Here is a 20,762-nt window from a genome sequence, read left to right as displayed (position 1 = left end):
GCGGGATGAAATCGGCAGCGCACCGCGTTGGTGCCTTCCGTCGGATCAGGTCGGACGGGAGGCACCGGGTGGCGGACGCACAGGTGACGGAGCGCGGGCAGCGGGGCGGCTGGGCGCGGAGGCTGAGCGGCTACGCCTGGAACTACCGGCGCAACGTCCTGCTGTCGCTCGGCTCCTCGCTCGGCGGCATGGCCGTCATGGCCCTCGTCCCACTGGTCACCAAGGTGATCATCGACGACGTGGTCGTCGGCCACACCCGCTCGCTGGCCGTCTGGACCGGGCTGCTCATCGTGGCGGCGGTCCTCGTCTACGCCTTCACGTACATCCGCCGCTACTACGGCGGCCGGCTCGCCCTCGACGTCCAGCACGACCTGCGGACCGGCATGTACGCGACGATCGCCCGGCTCGACGGCAAACGCCAGGACGAGCTGTCCACCGGGCAGGTCGTCGGACGCGCCACCAGCGACCTCCAGCTGATCCAGGGCCTGCTGTTCATGCTCCCGATGACCATCGGGAACGTCCTGCTCTTCCTGATCTCCCTCGTCATCATGGCGTGGCTGTCGCCGCTGCTGACGCTCGTCGCCGTCGCCGTCGCCCCCGCCCTCTGGTACATCGCCCGCCGCTCCCGCTCCCGCCTCTTCCCCGCCACCTGGTACGCCCAGTCCCAGGCCGCCGCAGTCGCCGGCGTCGTGGACGGGGCCGTCTCCGGCGTCCGCGTCGTCAAGGGCTTCGGCCAGGAGGACCAGGAGACCGGCAAGCTGCGCGAGGTAGGCCGCAAGCTGTTCGCCGGCCGGCTGCGCACCATCCGGCTGAACTCCCGCTACACCCCCGCCCTCCAGGCCGTGCCCGCCCTCGGCCAGGTCGCGATGCTGGCCCTCGGCGGCTGGCTGGCCACCCGGGGCGAGATCACCCTCGGCACGTTCGTCGCGTTCTCCACGTACCTCGCGCAGCTCGTCGGCCCGGTCCGGATGCTCGCCATGGTCCTCACCGTCGGCCAGCAGGCCCGCGCCGGCGTGGAACGCGTCCTGGAACTCATCGACACCGAGCCCTCCATGAAGGACGGCACCAAGGAGCTGCCCGCCGACGCCCCGGCGAGCGTCGAGTTCGACGACGTGCGGTTCGGGTACGCTCCGCTGCGCTCCGCCTCCGCCAGTGACGAGGACCTTGGAGGCGGAGCCGAGACGCGCCGCCCGGTCCTCGACGGCTTCTCGCTGACCATCGAACCCGGCGAGACCGTCGCCGTCGTCGGCGCCTCCGGCAGCGGCAAGTCCACTGTCTCGCTGCTCCTGCCGCGCTTCTACGACGTGACGCACGGCGCGGTCCTCGTCGGCGGCCACGACGTGCGCGAGCTGACCCTCGACTCGCTGCGCGCCGCCATCGGGCTCGTCCCCGAGGACAGCTTCCTGTTCTCCGACACCATCCGCGCCAACATCGCGTACGGCCTGCCCGACGCCACCGACGAACAGATCGAGCAGGCCGCCCGCTCCGCCCAGGCCGACCGGTTCATCGCCGAGCTGCCGAACGGCTACGACACCAAGGTCGGCGAGCACGGGCTCACCCTCTCCGGCGGCCAGCGCCAGCGCCTCGCGCTCGCCCGCGCCATCCTCACCGACCCCCGCCTGCTCCTCCTCGACGACGCCACCTCCGCCGTGGACGCCCGCGTCGAGCACGAGATCCACGAGGCCCTGCGCCAGGTGATGGCCGGCCGTACGACGCTGCTCATCGCCCACCGCCGCTCCACCCTGAACCTCGCGGACCGGATCGCGGTCCTGGACAACGGCCGCCTCGCCGACCTCGGCACCCACGAGGAGCTGGAGCGCCGCAGCGCGCTCTACCGGCGCCTGCTCACCGACCCGGACGAGCTGGGCACCCCCTCGCCCGGCCACCGCCCGGCGGCGGCTCCCGCAGCCGTCGAGAACTCCGCGCGGGACCGTGCGCTCCACGAGGAGATCGCCGCCGAGGCCGAGGCCGAGCGCGGGATCACCCCCGAGCTGTGGGTCCGCAAGGAGGACGACCGGGACACCGACGCGGCGGGCATGCCCGCCACCCCCGAACTGCTCGCCCAGGTCGACGCCCTGCCCCCGGCGAACGACGTCCCCGACGTCGACGAGGCCCGTGCCGTGCACTCCGAGGACTCCTACGGGCTGCGCAGGCTGCTGCACGGCTTCGGGCTGCCGCTGCTGGTGAGCCTGGGCCTGGTCGCCGTCGACGCCGGGGCCGGGCTGCTGCTCCCCGTACTGATCCGCAACGGCATCGACGACGGCGTCACCAAGCTCGCGCTGGGCGCGGTCTGGGCGGCGTCCGCCTTCGGCCTGGTCGTCGTCCTCGTGCAGTGGGCGGCCCAGATCGGCGAGACCCGGATGACCGGCCGCACCGGTGAGCGGGTGCTGTACGCGCTGCGGCTGAAGATCTTCGCCCAGCTCCAGCGCCTCGGGCTCGACTACTACGAGCGCGAGCTGACCGGCCGCATCATGACCCGGATGACGACGGACGTGGACGCGCTGTCCACGTTCCTCCAGACGGGCCTGGTCACCGCCTTCGTCTCCGTCGTCACCTTCCTCGGCATCATGGTCGCGCTGCTGGTCCTCGACGTGGAACTGGCCCTCGTCGTCTTCGCGACCCTGCCGGTCCTCGTCGTCGGGACGGTCTTCTTCCGCCGCAAGAGCGTCAAGGCGTACGAGCTGGCCCGTGAGCGGATCAGCGTCGTCAACGCCGACCTCCAGGAGTCCGTCGCCGGGCTCCGGATCGTGCAGGCGTTCCGGCGCGAGCGGGACGGCGGCGACCGGTTCGCCGCGCGCAGCGACGAGTACCGCGAGGCCCGGGTGCGCGGGCAGTGGCTGATCTCGGTCTACTTCCCGTTCGTCCAGCTCCTGTCGTCGGTCGCCGCGGCCGCCGTGCTGATCGTCGGCGCGGGCCGGGTCGACGACGGCACGCTCACCGCCGGTGCGCTGGTCGCCTACCTGCTCTACATCGACCTGTTCTTCGCGCCCGTCCAGCAGCTCTCCCAGGTCTTCGACGGCTACCAGCAGGCCGCCGTCTCCCTCGGCCGCATCCAGGAACTCCTGCGCGAACCCGCCTCCACCACGGACCGGGGCGACACCCGGGACGTACGGGAGCTGCGCGGCGAGATCGCCTTCGAGGACGTGTCCTTCGCGTACGGGGACGAGGAGGCCGCCCTCCGGGGCGTCGACCTGCGCATCCCGGCCGGCCAGACCGTCGCGTTCGTCGGGGAGACCGGGGCCGGCAAGTCCACCCTGGTCAAGCTGGTCGCCCGGTACTACGACCCGACGGACGGCCGGGTCACGGTGGACGGCACCGACCTGCGCGGCCTCGGCCTCACCGCGTACCGGCGCCGGCTCGGAGTCGTACCGCAGGAGTCGTACCTCTTCGCCGGGACCGTGCGCGACGCGATCGCGTACGGGCGGCCGGAGGCCACCGACGCGGAGGTGGAGGCGGCGGCCCGGGCGGTCGGCGCGCACGACATGATCGCCACCCTGGACGGCGGCTACCTCCACGGGGTCGCCGAGCGCGGCCGCAACCTCTCGGCCGGGCAGCGCCAGCTGATCGCGCTCGCCCGCGCCGAACTCGTCGACCCCGACATCCTGCTGCTCGACGAGGCGACCGCCTCGCTCGACCTCGCCAGCGAGGCGCAGGTGAACCGGGCGACCGACCGGCTCGCGGGCCGCCGCACCACGCTCGTCGTCGCCCACCGCCTGACCACCGCCGCGCGCGCCGACCGGGTCGTGGTGATGGACCACGGCCGGGTCGTCGAGGACGGCACCCACGACGAACTCCTCGCCCGCGACGGGCACTACGCGGTGCTGTGGCGCACGTTCATAGGAGAGGACGAGCCGGCCGGGGTGTGAGCGCTATTCCCCGTCGCGGATCGCGGAGATCTTCCCGGTCGCGAGGTCGGAGCGCACGGTCAGGTACGTGTACGAGGGGCTGTCGGCGGACCCCCAGGTGAGGCGGACCGTGGACCAGGTGTGGCCGGCGCCGCTGTGGCCCGGGACGACCCGGTAGTCCGCCGGGACGTCCTGGGAGAGCAGCACGCCGTCCGCGTGGTTGGCCGCCTCCCAGTCGTCGAGGCGGGCGCGCAGGGCGGGCGTGAGGTAGAAGCCCCGCAGCGCGGTGGCGGCCCCGCCCCCGTCCTCGGCGGCCACGGCGTCGGTGTACGCGCCGTAGAAGTGGTCGACCAGCCGGGACTCCTGGGTGGCCGTCTCGTCGATGACCGGCGCCGCCGGGGCCGTCGCGCGCGGGGCCGCCGCGGAGGCGGGTACGGCGACGGCCGCGGCCAGGAGCGCGGAGGCGAGCAGGGTACGGGCGGCGGTGCGCCGGGCGGAGCGGGTGCGGGTCATGGCGGTTTCTGCCTTTCGTGATGGTCTGTCCTGCCGGCTCCATGGTGGGCCGCCCCGGTCCCCGGGGACGCCGGGCCCGCCGGATGCAACCTCCGGATGGCCTCTCGCGTCGTACGCAGGTACACGCATATGCGCTCAGGTGTCGGGCAGGAGCGCTCATGTTCGAGGAAGCGATGGGGCTGCTGTGACCAGAGGGACCGAAAGACATGCCTGGGGTACGCGGCAGGGACTCCGCCGCCGGTTCCTGGTCCTCTCCCTGGCAACCGCTTTCGCACTGGTACTCGGCGGGGCGGTCGCGGGCAGCGCGGACGCGGCAACGGTGTGCGCCGGGCGTCCGAAGAAGACGGTGAAGTTCGCCACGGGCGAGCTCCGCGTCTACAAGACCCGCGCCTACGCCTGCGCCACCGCCGTGGCCGCCAAGCCCGGCAAGCGCCGCCCTATGTCCGTGACCATCCAGCCCCGCGGCGGCCACCCCGTCACGGACCGCGGCCGCTACACCGAGCGCGCCGGCCCGGTGACCGTCCACGCGCTGAACCGGTGCGTGCGCGTCTCCGGCTCCGTCGAGGGCAAGGGCGGCCGCACGAGCTGGATCCTGTGCTGACCGGGTGACACCTCCGGGGCCCCTGCAAGGGGGTCTGGTGGTACGTGTGTTGCGCCGCTAGGTTCACCGCGTCAGCTGTGAACCAAGAGGCGTCTCGCGGGACCCGGTCGTGCTCGGCGGGACGCCTCCCAACGGGAGGACGCGCATGCGCAAGGCGCTCAGAGGAATCCTGTCGCTCGCGGTGCTCATCGGCACGGTCGGTGCGACGGGCGCCTCGGCCGGGGCGGCCACCGCCGCCGTACCGGCCTCGCTCGGCACCGCCGCGAGCGACAGCGGGACGAGCACGGACATCAAGGACCGCATCCTGGCCATCCCGGGCATGAGTCTCATCGAGGAGAAGCCCTACGCGGGCTACCGCTACTTCGTCCTCAACTACACCCAGCCGGTCGACCACCGCCACCCGTCCAAGGGGACGTTCCAGCAGCGCATCACCCTGCTGCACAAGGACACCTCCCGCCCCACGGTCTTCTTCACCGGCGGCTACAACGTCTCCACCAACCCCAGCCGCTCCGAGCCCACCCGGATCGTCGACGGCAACCAGGTCTCGCTGGAGTACCGCTACTTCACCCCGTCGCGCCCGTCGCCCGCCGACTGGTCCAAGCTGGACATCTGGCAGGCGGCCAGCGACCAGCACCGCGTCTTCACCGCGCTCAAGCGGATCTACTCCGAGAACTGGCTGACCACCGGCGGCTCCAAGGGCGGCATGACCGCCACGTACTACGAGCGCTTCTACCCGAAGGACATGGACGGCGTCGTCGCCTACGTCGCCCCCAACGACGTGGTGAACAAGGAGGACTCGGCGTACGACCGGTTCTTCGCGAAGGTCGGCACCAAGGAGTGCCGCGACAAGCTCGGCGGCGTCCAGCGCGAGGCCCTGATCCGTCGCGCGCCGCTGGAGGAGAAGTACGCCCGGTACGCCGCCGACAACGGCTACACCTTCGACACCGTCGGCTCCCTGGACAAGGCGTACGAGGCCGTCGTCATGGACTACGTGTGGGCGTTCTGGCAGTACAGCCTGCTCGCCGACTGCGAAAGCCTCCCGGCTGACGCGAAGAAGGCGTCCGACGAGGAGATCTGGGACTCGGTCGACTCGATCTCCGGCTTCTCCGCCTACGCCGACCAGGGCCTGGCCAACTACACCCCGTACTACTACCAGGCGGGCACCCAGCTCGGCTCCCCGGACATCAAGCAGCCCTGGCTGGGCAAGCTCAGCCGCTACGGCTACCAGCCGCCGCGCAACTTCGTGCCGCGCTCCATCCCGATGAGGTTCCGGCCCGGGGCGATGCGGGACGTCGACAGCTGGGTGAAGCACCACGCGACGCACATGCTGTACGTCTACGGCGAGAACGACCCGTGGGGCGCGGAGCGCTTCCGGCTCGGGGCGGGCGCCCGTGACAGCTACGTGTTCACCGTGCCCGGCGGGAACCACGGCTCGAACGTCGCGGGGCTCGTGCCCTCGGAGAACGCCACGGCCACGGCCGCGATCCTGCGCTGGGCGGGCGTCGCCCCGGCCGCCGTACAGCAGGACGAGTCGAAGGCGAAGCCGCTCGCGAAGTTCGACGCGCGGCTCGACGGCAAGGACCTGACGACCGACCACCGCCTCGGCGTCCGGCGCCCGTGAGCTGAACCGTACGGGGCTCCTTCCCACCGCACCGGCGGTGGGAAGGAGCCCCTGCGCGTACCGCCCGCTACGCCGGTTCCGCGAGGCGGACGCGGGCCCGCTCGGCGTACGGGGACCCGTCCAGGCCCGCGCAGAGCGCCAGGTCGGTCCGGGCGCCGTCGGCGTCGCCGCTGCCGGCGCGGCAGTCGGCGCGTTCCCACAGCAGCTCGGCCCGGTCACCGTCCGGCAGGTCGAGGGCGGCAGTGAAGTCGTCGATCGCCTCCTGCCACCGCCCGGCCGAGCGATGCACGTAACCCCGGTTGTAGAGCAGGGACGCGTCCGGCCCGACGAGTCGCAGCGCGCTGCTCAGGTCCTCGACCGCGTCGTCGGCCCGGCCCTGCTCCTGGGCGATGACCGCACGGTTGGCCAGCGCCTCGTAGAGGGCCGGGTCGTGCTCCAGGGCAGCGGTGAAGTCGGCCAGGGCGGCGTCGGGGTCGCCGTCCTCCAGGGCGAGCAGGCCCCGGGTGCAGAGCAGGTCGGCGCTGTCCGGGTGGTGGACGAGGCCCTCGGCCACGTCCGCGCGGGCGCCGTCGAGGCCGCCGTCCTCCAACAGCAGGGACGCGCGGTTGATCCGGGCGCGCAGGTAGTCCGGCTCCAGCTCCAGTACGTACCCGAAGTCGGCCAGCGCCCCCTTGGTGTCGCCGAGTTCGGCGCGCAGGTCGCCCCTGTTGTAGTACGCCTCGGGGAACGGCGGGCTGACGTCGATGGCGGCCTGGTAGTCGGCGAGGGCCGCGTCGGTGTCGCCCGAGCGCCGGTGCAACGAGGCCCGGTCGAAGTAGTATTCCGGGTGGTTGGGGTCGGCGGCGATCACGCGGGAGATGTCGGCGACACCCTCCTCGATCCGGCCCAGCGCGGCCCGCACTTGGCCCCGGTTGTGCAGCAGGACCGAGCGGTGCAGCTCGTGCTCGCCCGGCGCCAGGTCCGCGTCCAGCCGGGCCAGCCCCTCGGTCACCAGCTCCTCGGCCCGGTCCAGGTTGCCCATGTGCATCTCGACCAGGGCCAGCCCGTTCTGCTGGAAGACCTTCTGGAACGAGCGGGACGCCTCCGGCATCTGCGACGCCAGGGCGATCGCGGTGTGCAGGTGGACCCGGGCGGTGAGGTGGTTGCGGGAGTCGGGCGCGCGGTGGCGGGTGTACAGCATGCCGAGCGCGTAGTTGGAGAACAGGTGCACCATCGGCGTGGTGAAGCGGCTGCGCAGATCGAAGTAGATCTCCTCGGCCTCGTCCACCTGGCCGAGGACGGCCAGCGAACTGGTCAGCCTGGTGCTCGCCGTGCAGTACGCCTCCTCCTCCCGCTCCGGGTCGGCCAGCGCCAGCGCCCGGCGGCCCAGCTCCGTCGCCGCATGGTAGAAGCCCATGTCCACACAGTGGCCGGTCGCCTCCAGCACCGCCCGCAGTCCGGCCCCGTGCGGGTCGCTCCCGTGCTCCAGGTGGTACGGCAGGGCGCCGAGCCGGTGGGCCTGCGGCAGGGTCCGCGCCAGCTCGGCGGCCCTGGCGTCGTGCAACTCGGCCCGTATCCCGGCGGGCGCGGTCTCGTAGGCGGAGCGCTCGCCGGGGTCGTCGGAGGTGCCGTCGGACTCCACGTAGGCCCGGACCCGCTCGACGCCCGGCCGCGGCACGGCGGGGGCGGCGCTCTCCGGCGCGTCCACGCGTACGGCGTACCGGGCGAGCGCACCGGCGAGTTCGGCGGCGTGGGCCGGCAGCGCCTCGGCGGTGGTCGCCACGACGAGGCGCAGCCGCGCGGGGTCGGTCCGGCGCAGGGCGATGGCCAGCAGCTCCTGCTCGGTGGCGTCGGCCGCGTGCACGGCGTCGAAGCGTACGGTGACCGGCTGATCGGAGTCGGCGGCCCAGTGGTTCAGGAACTCCACCACCCCGTGTGCCAGCCGCCGGGTCCGCGCCGGGCCGTAGAAGCGGGTGCGTTCCTCCGGGATGGCCAGCGAAGTGAGGGTTTCGCGGGACGGCTCGACGACGGATTCCAGGTCCGGGGCGACCGACAGCAGTTCGACGTCGTGGGCGGTGACCAGGTCCGGCGCGTTCGCCCGTACGTGGGGCACGACCAGGTTCAGCAGGGCGGCGGTCCCGGCGTAGGGGCCACGGCCGAGGCGGTGGCTGCTGACCGCGTGGAACTCGCCGGCGGCGGACGGGGGGAGGGCGGTCTCCAGCGCCGCGTCACGGTCCCGGCGGGTGCCACCGACGATCCACAGGTGGGCGGGTTGCTCGCTCATCGGCTGTGTTCCTGTTCTGCGTGAAGGGGTGCGGTGGTGGGCGCGGGGTCCTGGACCGCTTCCGGGCGGTTCCCGTCGCGCCGCTGCTCACGGGCGCGGGAGCGGTCGCGCAGGGCCACCACGCCGACGAGACCGAACTGCACGACACTCAAGGCCAGGAAGCCGACGGAGTCCCAGAAGCCGGAGTCCGGGTGCTTGGGGTGGCCGAGCCGGTCGACGAGGAGGTGGACGAAGTGGGCGAGGACGGGGACCGCGGTGGCGGCCGCCGTCGCCAGCATCACCAGGACGCCCGCCGCCGCGAAGGGCGCGTACCAGCGCGCGACCCTGCGGTCCCGCTCCGACCACTGCTCCGGGTCGACCATGCGGTTCCGCAGGCCGAGCAGACGGCAGACGGTGTTCCGGATCAGCGCGCGCGTCGCGTCGTGCAGGGCCACGCAGCCGAGAGCCGTGGAGAAGACGTAATAGAGGTCGGTGCGCAGAAAGAGGTAGAACTGCCAGACGAACCGCAGCGCGGTGACGAATGCGAGGCCCACCGCGAAACGCCCGAGGTAGGAAAGTCCGCCGCCGCTGTGCTGTGCGTCGACGGCGGCGGTGCAGACCAGCAGACAGAACACCAGTGCATCGGCGACCATACCGGCGAGGAAAGGCAGATAACGATTTCTCCGGGGGACTCCGAGCAATCCGTTCAGCGTTGTCTCGAACACCACGAAGTAGAGTCGCCGCCCGACACCGAGGCTGGAGGGAATGCCGATGCGGCGGCCGGCGAGTGCGTGGAAGGACTCGTGGAGGAAGACGAACGGAAGTTGCGCGAAGAGCAGGCCGACTTGGACCAGCAGCAGCGAATCGGTGAAGAAAAGGGTCTTCGGATAGGGGCGCACTTCGGGCATCCGCACCAGGAGCACCACGCACACCACGGCCAGCGCCGCGTAGGCGATCCAGGCGGCCGGCGAGAAGACGGCCCGGCCGAGCCGCCGGTACCGCACGGCGGCCGGTGCCTCCGCGACCGGATCATCGCCGTCGCCCCGAAGAAACCCCAGGTCGCCCAGGGTCTCCAGGAAGTCGTCCATGTCGACGGGCTCGTCATAGGCGTCGTTGTACCAGGCGACCGCGTCGGCCGGGGGCATACCGGTGGTGAGCTTGTGGAGCAGCATCGCGCCGTCGGCGGGAAACAGGGCGTACGAATCGGTGTCGGCCCGGCCGATGAGCACCCCGTCCCCTTCGGGGACGAAGGACAGTTGATGGAAGGCAGGCCCCGCGGTCTGCCGAGTATCGGCCATGCCGTCTCCGTGTCGGATCAGCCGGCGACTTCCCGGCATCGTGTGGGGAAATCGACGTGGTGCCCGGAATTCGATGAATTCCGGGCACCACGTCCTGAATTAGTTCTGGCCCGCGATGCACATGGGCGGCCAGTAGGCACTCGCGCTCGTGGTGAGCTTCACACCGCCGGTCTTGCGCACGACGATCTTCTTCATCGGGTTCCCCCTTTTTGATGGGTGATCTTTCACGGTAGGCGCGTGGGCTGTTGAGAATTCATTCAGTCCTGGGCCTGGGGCTCGTTGTTTATAGCACCGGCCCTCGGTTTGTGACCAGGGCGTGAAGTCGCGCATGCGGTCCGTGGGATTTGTTTTCGGCCGACGTCCGGTGTGCGGGTTTGACGCGGCGGTTTTCCACTCCACCTGCCGATCGGGCGGCGGGCGGGGTTGCCGGGGGCGCTGCCGCGTACCGCGTACGCCCGCGCGCCCGTCCGCCCGGCACGTATGGGCCGGGCTGGACCAATCGGCAGGCCGGGAGGGTTCCCGCCGCCGGCGGCGGACCTGAAATCCGAGGTCACGGGCGGCCGGGACGCGGCGCCCGGCGCCTGCCGTCCGAAGAACCGGCGCCCACCCCGGTCCGCACACACGACGTTCCGCGCGGTACGGACCCGGCCGCCGCGCTCCTCGCCCCACCTGGCCGGAAACCGTCATCGGCACACCACACGGGCGGAAGGGTGCGCCCGTATTGTGGAAGCCCTGTGAACCTTCACCGAGCGTTCCGGGCCCGCGACCGGGCCCGGAACGCTCGCCGCTCTAGTACTTCAGCCCGTACCCCACCGGGTACAGCACCTTCGACGGGTCGTCCGCCCGCTGCACCGGGACCGGCAGCCTGCCCTCGGGCCGGACCCGGCCCGCGATCACCCGGGCCGCCGCGCGCAGTTCGACGTCGGTCCAGGAGTACGCGGCCAGGTGCGCCTTGTGCCCGGTGCCCGCCAGCCGCGCGATGTCGTACGGGTTGCGGATGGCGATCGTGATCACCGGGACGCCCGTCGCGGCCAGCGCGCTGACCAGGGTGCGCTGCGAACTGGTCGCCGAGACGTTGTACGTCCCCACGACCACCGCGTCCTTGCCCTGGGCAGCCGCCACCGCCGCGTCGATGGCCGCCTTGGTGGGCGCGGTCCCCGTCGGCAGCGCGGTCGCCGTGAAGCCCAGCTCGTCGAACGCCTCCGCGAGCGTCGTCGTCGGCGGGCCCGTGGTGCCCGAGGGCGATGCCGGGTCGGCGCCCACCACCAGCAGGTTCCGGTGCGAGCGGCGCGACAACGGCAGCAGGCGGCCCTCGTTGGCCAGCAGCGTCGTCGTGTGCTCGGCGATCCGGTCGGCTTCGGCCAGGTGCGCCCGGGTGCCGACCGTGCGGTCCACCCCGCGACCGGTGACGAACGGCCGGTCGAAGAGCCCCAGCTTCGCCTTCAGGCGCAGGATGCGCAGGATCGATTCGTCGAGCCGGGCCTCGCTGACCTCACCGCTCTTGACGGCCGCCAGCAGCGCGTTCCACGAGACGTCCAGGCTCGGCGGGTTCAGCAGCTGGTCCACGCCCGCCTGGAGCGCGAGGACCGGCACCCGCTCGTCCCCGTACTTCGTGCGCACGCCCTGCATGCCGAGCGAGTCGGTGACCACGACCCCGTCGTAGCCCAGCTCCTCGCGGAGGATGCCGGTGAGGATCGGCTTGGAGAGGGTCGCCGGGTCCTCGGCCGGGTCGAGCGCCGGCACCACGATGTGCGCGGTCATGATCGAGTCGATGCCCGCCGCGATGGCCGCCCGGAACGGGGGCGCGTCCAGCTCCGCCCACTGCTCGCGGGTGTGGCCGATGACCGGGAGCCCGGTGTGGCTGTCGGTGCTGGTGTCGCCGTGGCCCGGGAAGTGCTTGGCCGTGGAGGCGATCCCCGCGCTCTGATACCCCTTCACCTGCGCCGCGACCATCCCGGCCACGGACTGCGGGTCCGAGCCGAAGGACCGTACGCCGATCACCGGGTTGGCCGGGTTCACGTTGACGTCCGCGTCCGGCGCGTAGTTCTGGTTGATGCCGATCGCGGCCAGCTCGGCGCCCGCGATCTGCCCGGCCCTGCGGGCGTCGGAGCGCGAACCGCCCGCGCCCAGCGCCATCGCGCCCGGCATCAGCGTGGCGGGCTCGCCGACCCGGCAGACGATGCCGTGCTCCTGGTCGGTGGAGATCAGCAGCGGCAGCGGGGTCGGCCCCGCGAGGCCCGCGCGCTGGATGCCGTTGGAGAGCCCGGCGATCTGGTGCGGGTCGCGGGTGTTGTGCGCCCAGGCGAAGTAGATGATGCCGCCCACGTGGTACTTGGCGATCATCTCGGCGGCCGTACGCACCCCGATCTCGGCGAGGTTGGCGTCGATGTCGGCCTGGTCGGGGTCGGTGGCGGAGTGCCCGTAGACCCGCATGACGAAGAGCTGGCCGACCTTCTCCTCCAGGCTCATCCGGGAGATGAGCCGCTTCAGCCGCCGGGTCGTGGCGGCGGAGGTGTGGCTGCTGTGCGCGGAGCCCTGGGAGGCGAGGGCCCCGGGGGCGTTCGCCATGCCCGCTGCCGCCGCGACGGCGGTGGCGGCTGTGGCGGTGAGGAGGGTGCGTCTGGAGGTGCGGTGGTGCACGTGAGCTCCTTCGGCCGTTCTCGGTGACGAGGGGGTGGTGAAAGAAACTGCCAAGGAGCACGGATATCCAGAAAATAACTTCCGGTCAAGGGTGCGGGCCGTTTTGAGCGCGTCCCCGTCCGGTCGTCGGGTGTCGTCTCCGCTCGTCGCGTACCACCGCGCGCCCGCACCCCCGCCTGAGACCGCTTACTGCTTGGGCGCGCCCAGCCGCAGCAGGTGCTCGCGCCCCGCGCCCAGCAGCCCTGGCAGCTCCGCCGCCTCCGGGTACCAGCGCTTCTCGTACTCCCAGCAGACCCAGCCGTCCGGGTCCACGGTGTCCAGGCACGCCCGCAGCGGCAGCACGCCCGCGCCCAGGGCCAGCGGCGTGGTGTCGTCGGCCGACGCGATGTCCTTCACCTGTACGTAGCCGAGGTGCGGGGCCAGCACCGCGTGACTGGCCACCGGCTCCTCGCCCGCCAGCCAGGTGTGCATGACGTCCCACAGCGCGCCGACGCTCTTGTGCCCCACCGTCCCCGCCACCCGGGCCACATCGGCCCCCGCCCGGTGCGAGTCATGGGTCTCCAGGAGGAGGCGTACGCCCAGGTCGGCGGCGTACGGGGCGGCGGCGCCCAGCCGGCGCGCGGCGATCTCGTCGGCCTCCGACGGGTCCTGGTCGCCGCCACCGGGGAACACCCGGACGTAGGGCGCGCCCAGGTCCCGGGCCAGCTCGGTCAGCGCGGCCAGCTCGTCCAGGACCGGCTGGTCGTAGCCCTCGGCGGCGACCTTCGCGTACCCCGCCACGCCCAGGATCTCGACCCCGCCGCGCTCGAACTCGGCGACCACCGAGGCGCGTTCGGACTGCCCGAGGCCCAGGTGCACCGGCTCCTCGGGGTCGGCGCGCAGCTCCACGCCTTGGTAGCCGTTCCCGGCGGCGAGCCGGACGACGTCGGCGATGGGCAGCCCCGGAACCCCGAGGGTGGAGAAAGCGAGCTTCACGTGCATATTCCTTCCGTCGTTCCGTGCCGCCCCGTCCGGCGGGAGGCGGGGCGCCCCGACGCGTACCCCGCCCCGGGGGCGCTCACCCCCGGGGCGGCGCCGTCGATCCGCGCACCATCAGCTCGGCCGGGATCAGCGCGATGCCGCCCGGCGGCGGGTCCTCCTTGCCCATGGCGAGCCGGCCCGCCCGCGCCCCCGCCTCGACGAGCGGCAGCCGTACGGTCGTCAGGGCCGGGACCACGTCCACCGAGAACGGCAGGTCGTCGAAGCCGGCCACCGAGATGTCCTCCGGGATGCGCAGCCCCCGGTCGCGGATCGCCGCCGCCGCACCGAGCGCCACGGTGTCGTTGGCGGCGACGACGGCGGTGATCGCCGGTTCGCGGCGCAGGAGCTCGACGGTCGCGTCGTAGCCGGAGCCCCGGTCGTACGAGCCGTGCACGGTCAGCCGGTCCTCGTCGCCGGCCGCCCCCGCCCCGCGCATCGCCTCGCGGTGGCCGGCCAGGCGGTGCCGGGTCGTGGTGCGCTCCAGGGGGCCCGCCACATAGCCGATCCTGCGGTGCCCGAGGGAGAGCAGATGCCTGGTGAGCCGCTGGGCGCCGCCCTGGTTGTCGAAGGCGAGCGCGGCCACCACGGCCGCCCCGTCCGGCAGCGGCGGCCGCCCGCAGAGCACGACCCGGGTGCCCGCCTCCGCGAGCTTCGCCAGCTTCGCGGCCATCGCCGTCTGGTGCTCCGGGTCCTCCACCGCGCCGCCGGTGAGGACGACGGCCGCGGCGCGCTGACGCTGGAGCAGGGTGAGGTAGGTCAGCTCGCGGGCGGGGGAGCCGCCGGTGTTGCAGACGACCGCCAGTTTCTCGCCGCCCGCCCGGCCGGACCCGTCGCCGGGCCCGCCGATCTCGGTCTGCGCCGCGCCCGCCATGATCCCGAAGAACGGGTCGGCGATGTCGTTGACGAGGATGCCGACCAGGTCGGATGTGGCCGCCGCCAGGGCGCTGGCCTGCCCGTTCAGCACGTAGTCCAGGTCGTCCACCGCGCGCAGCACCCGCTCCCGGGTGGATGCCGCCACCGGGTAATTGCCGTTCAGTACACGGGAGACGGTGGCCGGGGACACCCGGGCGCGGGCCGCCACGTCCGCCAGGGTGACTGTCATCGCTTTCCTCCGTGGCCTGTGACCGATTGACGGGCCCCCTCTTGTCCGGGCCGCTGTCGGCAGGCTAGCGTCATCCCGCATAGAAAGCGCTTGCTACGGCTGTACGGAGGGAACTTTCGTGACACGCAGGACAGTGCGCATCGCCATGAACGGCGTCACCGGGCGCATGGGATACCGGCAGCACCTGGTGCGCTCGATCCTCGCGATCCGCGAGCAGGGCGGCCTCGACCTCGGCGACGGCGACGTGCTGTGGCCGGAACCGATCCTCGTCGGCCGCCGTGCCCACGCCCTGGAGGAGCTGGCCGAGCGGCACGGCCTGACCGAGTGGTCGACCGACCTCGACGCGGTGCTCGCGGACGACACCGTCGACATCTACTTCGACGCCCAGGTCACCCAGGCCCGGGTCGAGGCGATCAAGAAGGCCGTCGCCGCCGGCAAGCACGTCTACACCGAGAAGCCCACCGCCACGGACGTCGAGGGCGCCCTTGATCTCGCCCGCCTGGCCCAGGAGGCCGGCATCAAGCACGGCGTCGTCCAGGACAAGATCTTCCTGCCGGGCCTGCTGAAGCTGAAGCGCCTCATCGACGGCGGCTTCTTCGGCGAGATCCTCTCCGTACGCGGCGAGTTCGGCTACTGGGTATTCGAGGGCGACTGGCAGGAGGCGCAGCGCCCGTCCTGGAACTACCGCGCGGAGGACGGCGGCGGCATCGTCGTCGACATGTTCCCGCACTGGGAGTACGTGCTCCACGAGTTGTTCGGCCGGGTCACCACGGTCCAGGCGCACGTCCAGACCCACATCCCCGAGCGCCGGGACGAGCGCGGCGAGCCGTACGCGGCGACCGCCGACGACGCCGCCTACGGCATCTTCCAGCTGGAGGGCGGCGCCGTCGCCCAGATCAACTCCTCCTGGACGGTCCGGGTCAACCGTGACGAGCTGGTCGAGTTCCAGGTCGACGGCACCCACGGCTCCGCCGTCGCGGGCCTGCGCAACTGCCGCGTCCAGCACCGCTCGGCCACCCCGAAGCCGGTCTGGAACCCGGACCTCCCGGTCACCGAGTCCTTCCGCGACCAGTGGCAGGAGGTCCCGGACAACGCGGAGTTCGACAACGGCTTCAAGGCCCAGTGGGAGCTGTTCCTGCGCCACATCGTGCTCGACGAGCCGTACGCCTGGGACCTGATGGCGGGCGCCCGTGGCGTGCAGCTCGCGGAGCTGGGCCTGAAGTCCCACGCGGAGGGCCGCCGCCTGGACGTCCCGGAGCTGTCCCTGTGACCAGCCGCCCGCCCCTCGGCCCCCTGGAGTCGTCGCCGTGACCATCCATCTCCCGCAGGGCCCGTACGAACCCCGGGCCACCCCGCTCGACCTGGCCCCGGCCGGGTCGCCGCTCGCCTCCCGTACGGTCTTCTCCGCCGCGCACGTGGTGGCCGACCCGTACGCCGACGTCACCCCCGACTCGCCGGCCGCCGTCGACTGGGACGCCACACTCGCCTTCCGCCGCCACCTCTGGTCGCACGGCCTGGGCGTGGCCGAGGCCATGGACACCGCGCAGCGCGGCATGGGCCTGGACTGGGCGGGCGCCGAGGAACTGATCCGCCGCTCGGCCGCCGAGGCCAGGTCCGTCGGCGGGCGCATCGCCTGCGGCGTCGGCACCGACCAGCTGCCGCCCGGCCCGGCCACGCTCGCCGAGGTCCGTTCCGCGTACGAGGAACAGCTCGCCGTCGTCGAGGAGAGCGGCGCCCAGGCCATCCTAATGGCCTCCCGCACCCTCGCGGCCGCCGCGAAGGGCCCCCAGGACTACCTGGACACGTACGCCCATCTGCTGCGCCAGGCCACCGAACCGGTCGTCCTGCACTGGCTCGGCCCGATGTTCGACCCGGCGCTCGACGGTTACTGGGGCTCCACCGACCTCGACCTGGCCACCGACACGTTCCTCCAGGTCATCGCGGAGCACCCGGACAAGGTCGACGGCATCAAGATGTCCCTGCTCGACGCGGACCGCGAGATCGACGTGCGCCGCCGGCTCCCGGGCGGGGTCCGCTGCTACACCGGGGACGACTTCAACTACCCGGAGCTGATCGCCGGCGACGACCGGGGCTTCAGCCACGCGCTGCTCGGCATCTTCGACCCGCTGGGCCCGCTGGCCGCGCACGCGGTGCGGGTGCTGGACACGGGCGACACGAAGGGCTTCCGCGAACTCCTCGACCCCACCGTCGAGTTGTCCCGGCACCTCTTCCAGGCACCGACCCGGTTCTACAAGACGGGCGTGGTGTTCCTGGCCTGGCTGGCGGGCCACCAGGACCACTTCACGATGGTGGGCGGCCTCCAGTCGGCCCGCTCGCTGCCGCACCTGGCGAAGGCGTACGAACTCGCGGACCGCCTCGGCCTGTTCCCGGACCCGGAGCTCGCGGAGTCCCGGATGCGCGCGCTCCTCACGGTCAACGGAGGCCCCCGATGAGCGACGGCCGTCTTTCCGTCAACCAGGAGACCATCAAGCAGTGGTCGCTGCCGGAGCTGGCCGAGGGCTGCGCGAAGGCCGGCGTCGACAAGGTCGGCCTGTGGCGGGCCCCCGTGCAGTCGTACGGGGTCGAGGCCACGGCCCGGCTCCTCTCCGACCACGGCCTGACCGTCACCAGCCTGTGCCGGGGCGGCTTCTTCACCGCCCCGGACCCGGCGGAACGGGCCCGCGCCCTGGACGACAACCGCGCCGCGCTCGACGAGGCGGCGGGCCTGTCCACGGACACCCTGGTCCTCGTCTCGGGCGGCCTCCCGGAGGGCAGCAAGGACCTGTACGGCGCACGCGAACGCATCGCGGACGCCCTGGCCGAGCTGGCCCCGTACGCTGCCGAGCGCGGGGTGCGCCTGGCCATCGAGCCGCTGCACCCGATGTTCGCCTCGGACCGGTGCGTGGTCTCGACGCTCTCCCAGGCCCTGGACATCGCGGAGCGCTTCCCGGCCGAGCAGGTGGGCGTGGTCGTGGACACGTACCACCTCTGGTGGGACGACCAGGCCCCCGCCCAGATCGCCCGGGCCGGCGCGGGCGGCCGCATCCAATCCTTCCAGCTCGCCGACTGGATCACCCCGCTCCCGGCGGGCGTCCTGCTGGGCCGGGGCCAACTGGGCGACGGCAGCGTGGACTTCCGATTCTTCCGGGAGGCGGTGGAGGCGACGGGCTTCGACGGGCCGGTCGAGGTGGAGATCTTCAACGAGGACCTGTGGGCGCGCGACGGCGCGGAGGTCCTGGCGGAGGTGGCGGCCCGGTACGCCGAGCACGCCTGCTGAGTCCGTTTCCCCCGGGGCCCGGCTGTGCGGTCCGGGCCCCGGGGAGGGCGGGCCCTACTGGGGCGGAGCCTCGATGGTGACGGGCTGCCCGAGGTCGTAGAAGTGCTGGACGTACGTGTTCGACTTGCCGGCCGTGTTCGACGTGTTCTGGACGCCCACCGGGGTGCCGTCGTCGTCCAGCCACACGATGTACTCGACCACCTCGGAGCCCTCGTAGTCGAAGTGCCGGGCGTTGGTGACGCGCCACGCCTGCACGTCCTTGCCGTTCTCCAGGGAGATCAGCGCCTTCTCGGTGTCGACCTTCCAGGTCGCGAACGAGCCGACCAGGTCCGGGATCCCCTGCGGATCGGAGACCGTCCGGTACTTCTTCCCCAGCTCGGCGTCGACCGCCTCCTTGGAGTCGCTCTTCTCCCAGGCGCCGTCGGACTTGATCCACTCCTCGCCGCCGATCGACACGTACGAGTTCGCGGCGTGCTTCCCGTCCGCCCCGTCGACGTCCCCCGCCAGCGCCGGGTCGTCCCCGACCCGGAACCGCGTGGTGCCCGACCGGTCCCCGACGAGCAGGTTCTCCGTGCCCGTCCCGTACGCGGCGAACGCCGCCCGCACACAGGCGGCCAGGTCCTTCCCGGCGAGCGTCGCCTCCGACTTGAGCCCGAGGCCCGCGCACTCGGCGGGCTCGGTGTATGGGGTGGCGGACCGGCTCTCCGCCGGTGCGGGGGAGGACGCGGAGGCCGCCGCGGCCGGGGACGAGGCCGCCGGTTCCGCCGCGTCGGTGTCCGGATCGCCGGACGAGCATCCGGTGAGGAGGGCGGCGCCGGCCGCGGTGATCGTGAAGGCCGATATGAGGTGCTTCGATCTACCCATGTCCCGGATGCTATCGGGGCGTTGGGCCCCCGGCCCTACCCTCCGGAGACGGTCCCGCAGGTGATGACGCCGTCGACGGTGATCGACTCGCCGCTGGGGTCGGTCGGCCCGAGCTTCAGCCCGGCCACGGTGACGACCCAGGTGTCGCCGCTCCTGCTGCCGCTGATCCCGGGCGCGGAGGCGTGCAGATAGCTGGCGCCGTCCTTCGTGGTGAGCGTGGTCATCGCCTTGTCACCGCTCATGACGGCCGTGAACGAGGGCTTCGCGGGGGTGCTGCTGTCGGCACTGTCGGGTGCGGTGATGGCGGCGAGCTTCCCGTCCATCACGGCACAGCGCACGCTCTCGATGGTGAACTCCCCGCTCTTCCCACCGCTGTAGTGCAGCTTCGCGGCCCCCTTGCCGTCCCCGTCCGGCACACTCACCGTGGCCTTGCCGGTCCCGTCATCCGGAACGCCCTTCCCGGACCCACCGTCGTCCGACGAGCACCCGGTGAGCACCACCCCGGCGGCGGCAAGGGCAACGACGGAGAAGCTCAGTGCACGGGACCTGGACACGCGAAACCTTTCGACCACCTGACGGACGTTTCACCGTACAGGCGGCCCAGGAGCGGACGACAGGACTCCGGGCCCCACCAACTGCTCAGCCGCCGAAACGCCCCTCCTTGACCGCGCCGACGAACGAGGCCCAGCCGTCGCCGGAGAACACGACGGCGGGACCGGCGGGGGCCTTGCTGTCGCGGACGGGGACGGCGGCATGGCCGGCGGCAACCTCAAGGCACTCACCTTGACCACCGCCGCTGTAGCTGGACTTGAACCACCCGGTGAGGGTGGACGAGTCCGCGACACTGCGCCTACTGCTGACCATGTTCGTGTTCCTCTGCTGCCGCCCGCACAAGGGCCAGTGATTCCTGGTGCGACAACGCGTCGCTCAAGGCAAGATCGTAGGCCGTGCGGCTTGAGGCCACCAGGCTCGGCTCGTCCATCAAGTTGCCTGTCTGGAAGCCCTCAACGTACGCCACCGGTGCCGAGTCGGTGAAGCTCAGCAAGGTCAGCAGGCTCTCTTGGAGCGAGTGGGCTCCCACCTCGAACGGCAGTACGTGCAGCCGCAACCGGCCGCTCTCGGCCATGTCCGCGATCTTGTTCAACTGCTCCGCCATGACTTGCGGTCCGCCAACGCGCCGCCGAAGTACGGCTTCGTCCAACATCGTCCAGAGGACGGGGTTCAGCGGACTGTCCAGGACGCGGGCACGCTCTGTTCGGATGACAACGTCCCTGTCAACCTCCTCCCGGCAGTGGTTGGGCCGGTACGCCTGGAACAGGGCACGGGCATAGCCCTCGGTCTGGAGCAGCCCCGGTACCAGCGAGAGCGCGAACTGCTGGATGAGTGTCGCCTGCTTCTCCAGCTCCGCCACGGCCGCGAAGTGGTCGGCATACTTCGATTCCAGGTCCTCCAGCCACCGGGCGAAGAACCCGTCCGTGCGCAGAGCGCGGTCGATCCGCTGCGCGTCCTCGGGGCTCGGCAGACGCCGCCCCGCCTCGTAGTGGCTGATGAGCGTGGGCGAGCAGACCACTGTCTCGCCCAGGGCTTCCTGCGTGAGCGCCGCCGCGATACGCCGCAGCTTCAGCTCCTCGCCGTACTTCTCCCGGGGTGTACGCGGCCTTCGTTTCGTTCCCATGCGGCCCAGCTCCCCGTCTTGACGCACGTGCTGTCATCCCCGACCCCCTGGCAGCGTAGCGATT

16 protein-coding genes are annotated in these 20,762 nt (G+C 72.2%); 6 read left to right on the top strand and 10 right to left on the bottom strand.

Annotated elements, in window-relative coordinates; all coding sequences use genetic code 11:
• Positions 1–68: 68 nt before the first annotated feature.
• On the top strand, positions 69–3,866 hold the full coding sequence (locus OG242_RS10060) for an ABC transporter ATP-binding protein (RefSeq protein WP_405897821.1): 3,798 nt from the start codon (positions 69–71) through the stop codon (positions 3,864–3,866).
• 3 nt (positions 3,867–3,869) lie between these two features.
• Here OG242_RS10060 and OG242_RS10055 read toward each other — a convergent pair whose 3' ends face one another.
• Entirely contained in the window at positions 3,870–4,358 is a 489-nt protein-coding gene (locus tag OG242_RS10055) for a hypothetical protein (protein WP_405897820.1), read from the bottom strand.
• A 184-nt stretch (positions 4,359–4,542) separates the two neighbouring features.
• Here OG242_RS10055 and OG242_RS10050 point away from each other — a divergent pair, with 184 nt between their 5' ends.
• Positions 4,543–4,959, top strand: a complete 417-nt coding sequence (locus tag OG242_RS10050; RefSeq protein WP_405897819.1) for a hypothetical protein — start codon at positions 4,543–4,545, stop codon at positions 4,957–4,959.
• A 145-nt stretch (positions 4,960–5,104) separates the two neighbouring features.
• Entirely contained in the window at positions 5,105–6,580 is a 1,476-nt protein-coding gene (locus tag OG242_RS10045; protein ID WP_405897818.1) for a S28 family serine protease, read from the top strand.
• Between the two features lie 67 nt (positions 6,581–6,647).
• Here OG242_RS10045 and OG242_RS10040 read toward each other — a convergent pair whose 3' ends face one another.
• From OG242_RS10040 to OG242_RS10020, 5 genes are all read right to left on the bottom strand, one after another.
• Positions 6,648–8,843: a tetratricopeptide repeat protein gene (locus tag OG242_RS10040; protein WP_405897817.1), complete on the bottom strand. Its 2,196-nt coding sequence runs from the start codon at positions 8,841–8,843 to the stop codon at positions 6,648–6,650.
• Positions 8,840–10,120 (bottom strand): hypothetical protein, encoded by a 1,281-nt coding sequence (locus tag OG242_RS10035; RefSeq protein WP_405897816.1) that lies wholly within the window; start codon positions 10,118–10,120, stop codon positions 8,840–8,842. Before OG242_RS10035 ends, OG242_RS10040 begins: the two co-directional genes overlap by 4 nt.
• Positions 10,121–10,909: 789 nt before the next feature.
• On the bottom strand, positions 10,910–12,760 hold the full coding sequence (locus OG242_RS10030) for a glycoside hydrolase family 3 protein (RefSeq protein ID WP_405897815.1): 1,851 nt from the start codon (positions 12,758–12,760) through the stop codon (positions 10,910–10,912).
• Between the two features lie 186 nt (positions 12,761–12,946).
• The gene (locus OG242_RS10025; RefSeq protein ID WP_405897814.1) at positions 12,947–13,735 is read right to left on the bottom strand and encodes a sugar phosphate isomerase/epimerase family protein; all 789 of its coding nucleotides are present in this window, start codon (positions 13,733–13,735) and stop codon (positions 12,947–12,949) included.
• Between the two features lie 82 nt (positions 13,736–13,817).
• Entirely contained in the window at positions 13,818–14,882 is a 1,065-nt protein-coding gene (locus OG242_RS10020) for a LacI family DNA-binding transcriptional regulator (RefSeq protein WP_383748542.1), read from the bottom strand.
• Positions 14,883–15,000: 118 nt separating this feature from the next.
• Here OG242_RS10020 and OG242_RS10015 point away from each other — a divergent pair, with 118 nt between their 5' ends.
• Genes OG242_RS10015 through OG242_RS10005 form a run of 3 tightly spaced genes read left to right on the top strand, consistent with a single transcriptional unit; the run spans position 15,001 to position 18,159 of the window.
• Positions 15,001–16,152, top strand: coding sequence for a Gfo/Idh/MocA family protein (locus OG242_RS10015; RefSeq protein ID WP_405897813.1), 1,152 nt, complete (start codon positions 15,001–15,003; stop codon positions 16,150–16,152).
• 37 nt (positions 16,153–16,189) lie between these two features.
• The gene (locus OG242_RS10010) at positions 16,190–17,335 is read left to right on the top strand and encodes a dihydrodipicolinate synthase family protein (protein WP_405897812.1); all 1,146 of its coding nucleotides are present in this window, start codon (positions 16,190–16,192) and stop codon (positions 17,333–17,335) included.
• Positions 17,332–18,159 carry a sugar phosphate isomerase/epimerase family protein gene (locus OG242_RS10005; RefSeq protein WP_405897811.1) on the top strand — a complete coding sequence of 276 codons (828 nt, stop codon included), beginning with the start codon at positions 17,332–17,334 and terminating at the stop codon, positions 18,157–18,159. Before OG242_RS10010 ends, OG242_RS10005 begins: the two co-directional genes overlap by 4 nt.
• 54 nt (positions 18,160–18,213) lie before the next feature.
• On the opposite strand, the gene OG242_RS10000 is transcribed toward OG242_RS10005, so the two are convergent.
• The 4 genes from OG242_RS10000 to OG242_RS09985 form a co-directional block, all read right to left on the bottom strand.
• Positions 18,214–19,023 carry a hypothetical protein gene (locus OG242_RS10000; protein WP_329025383.1) on the bottom strand — a complete coding sequence of 270 codons (810 nt, stop codon included), beginning with the start codon at positions 19,021–19,023 and terminating at the stop codon, positions 18,214–18,216.
• A gap of 35 nt (positions 19,024–19,058) precedes the next feature.
• A complete protein-coding gene (locus tag OG242_RS09995) occupies positions 19,059–19,577 on the bottom strand; it encodes a hypothetical protein (RefSeq protein WP_405897810.1) in 519 nt (172 codons plus the stop codon).
• Positions 19,578–19,662: 85 nt separating this feature from the next.
• Complete coding sequence (locus OG242_RS09990; RefSeq protein ID WP_405897809.1) at positions 19,663–19,887, bottom strand: DUF397 domain-containing protein; 225 nt, start codon at positions 19,885–19,887, stop codon at positions 19,663–19,665.
• Positions 19,874–20,698, bottom strand: a complete 825-nt coding sequence (locus tag OG242_RS09985) for a helix-turn-helix domain-containing protein (RefSeq protein ID WP_405897808.1) — start codon at positions 20,696–20,698, stop codon at positions 19,874–19,876. Before OG242_RS09985 ends, OG242_RS09990 begins: the two co-directional genes overlap by 14 nt.
• Positions 20,699–20,762 lie beyond the last annotated feature (64 nt).

It is taken from the genome of Streptomyces sp. NBC_00727 (assembly GCF_045161745.1).
Lineage (GTDB): Bacteria > Actinomycetota > Actinomycetes > Streptomycetales > Streptomycetaceae > Streptomyces.
The sequence above is the reverse complement of the archived record's forward strand: the minus strand, read 5'-3'. Positions and strand labels throughout refer to the sequence as shown.

What these genes read in the sequence shown, in the direction of transcription:
- OG242_RS10055 (WP_405897820.1), bottom strand. Translation starts at nt 4,358, where the DNA reads ATGACCCGCACCCGCTCCGCCCGGCGCACCGCCGCCCGTACCCTGCTC.
- OG242_RS10045 (WP_405897818.1), top strand. Translation starts at nt 5,105, where the DNA reads ATGCGCAAGGCGCTCAGAGGAATCCTGTCGCTCGCGGTGCTCATCGGC.
- OG242_RS10040 (WP_405897817.1), bottom strand. Translation starts at nt 8,843, where the DNA reads ATGAGCGAGCAACCCGCCCACCTGTGGATCGTCGGTGGCACCCGCCGG.
- OG242_RS10035 (WP_405897816.1), bottom strand. Translation starts at nt 10,120, where the DNA reads ATGGCCGATACTCGGCAGACCGCGGGGCCTGCCTTCCATCAACTGTCC.
- OG242_RS10020 (WP_383748542.1), bottom strand. Translation starts at nt 14,882, where the DNA reads ATGACAGTCACCCTGGCGGACGTGGCGGCCCGCGCCCGGGTGTCCCCG.
- OG242_RS10005 (WP_405897811.1), top strand. Translation starts at nt 17,332, where the DNA reads ATGAGCGACGGCCGTCTTTCCGTCAACCAGGAGACCATCAAGCAGTGG.
- OG242_RS10000 (WP_329025383.1), bottom strand. Translation starts at nt 19,023, where the DNA reads ATGGGTAGATCGAAGCACCTCATATCGGCCTTCACGATCACCGCGGCC.
- OG242_RS09990 (WP_405897809.1), bottom strand. Translation starts at nt 19,887, where the DNA reads ATGGTCAGCAGTAGGCGCAGTGTCGCGGACTCGTCCACCCTCACCGGG.
- OG242_RS09985 (WP_405897808.1), bottom strand. Translation starts at nt 20,698, where the DNA reads ATGGGAACGAAACGAAGGCCGCGTACACCCCGGGAGAAGTACGGCGAG.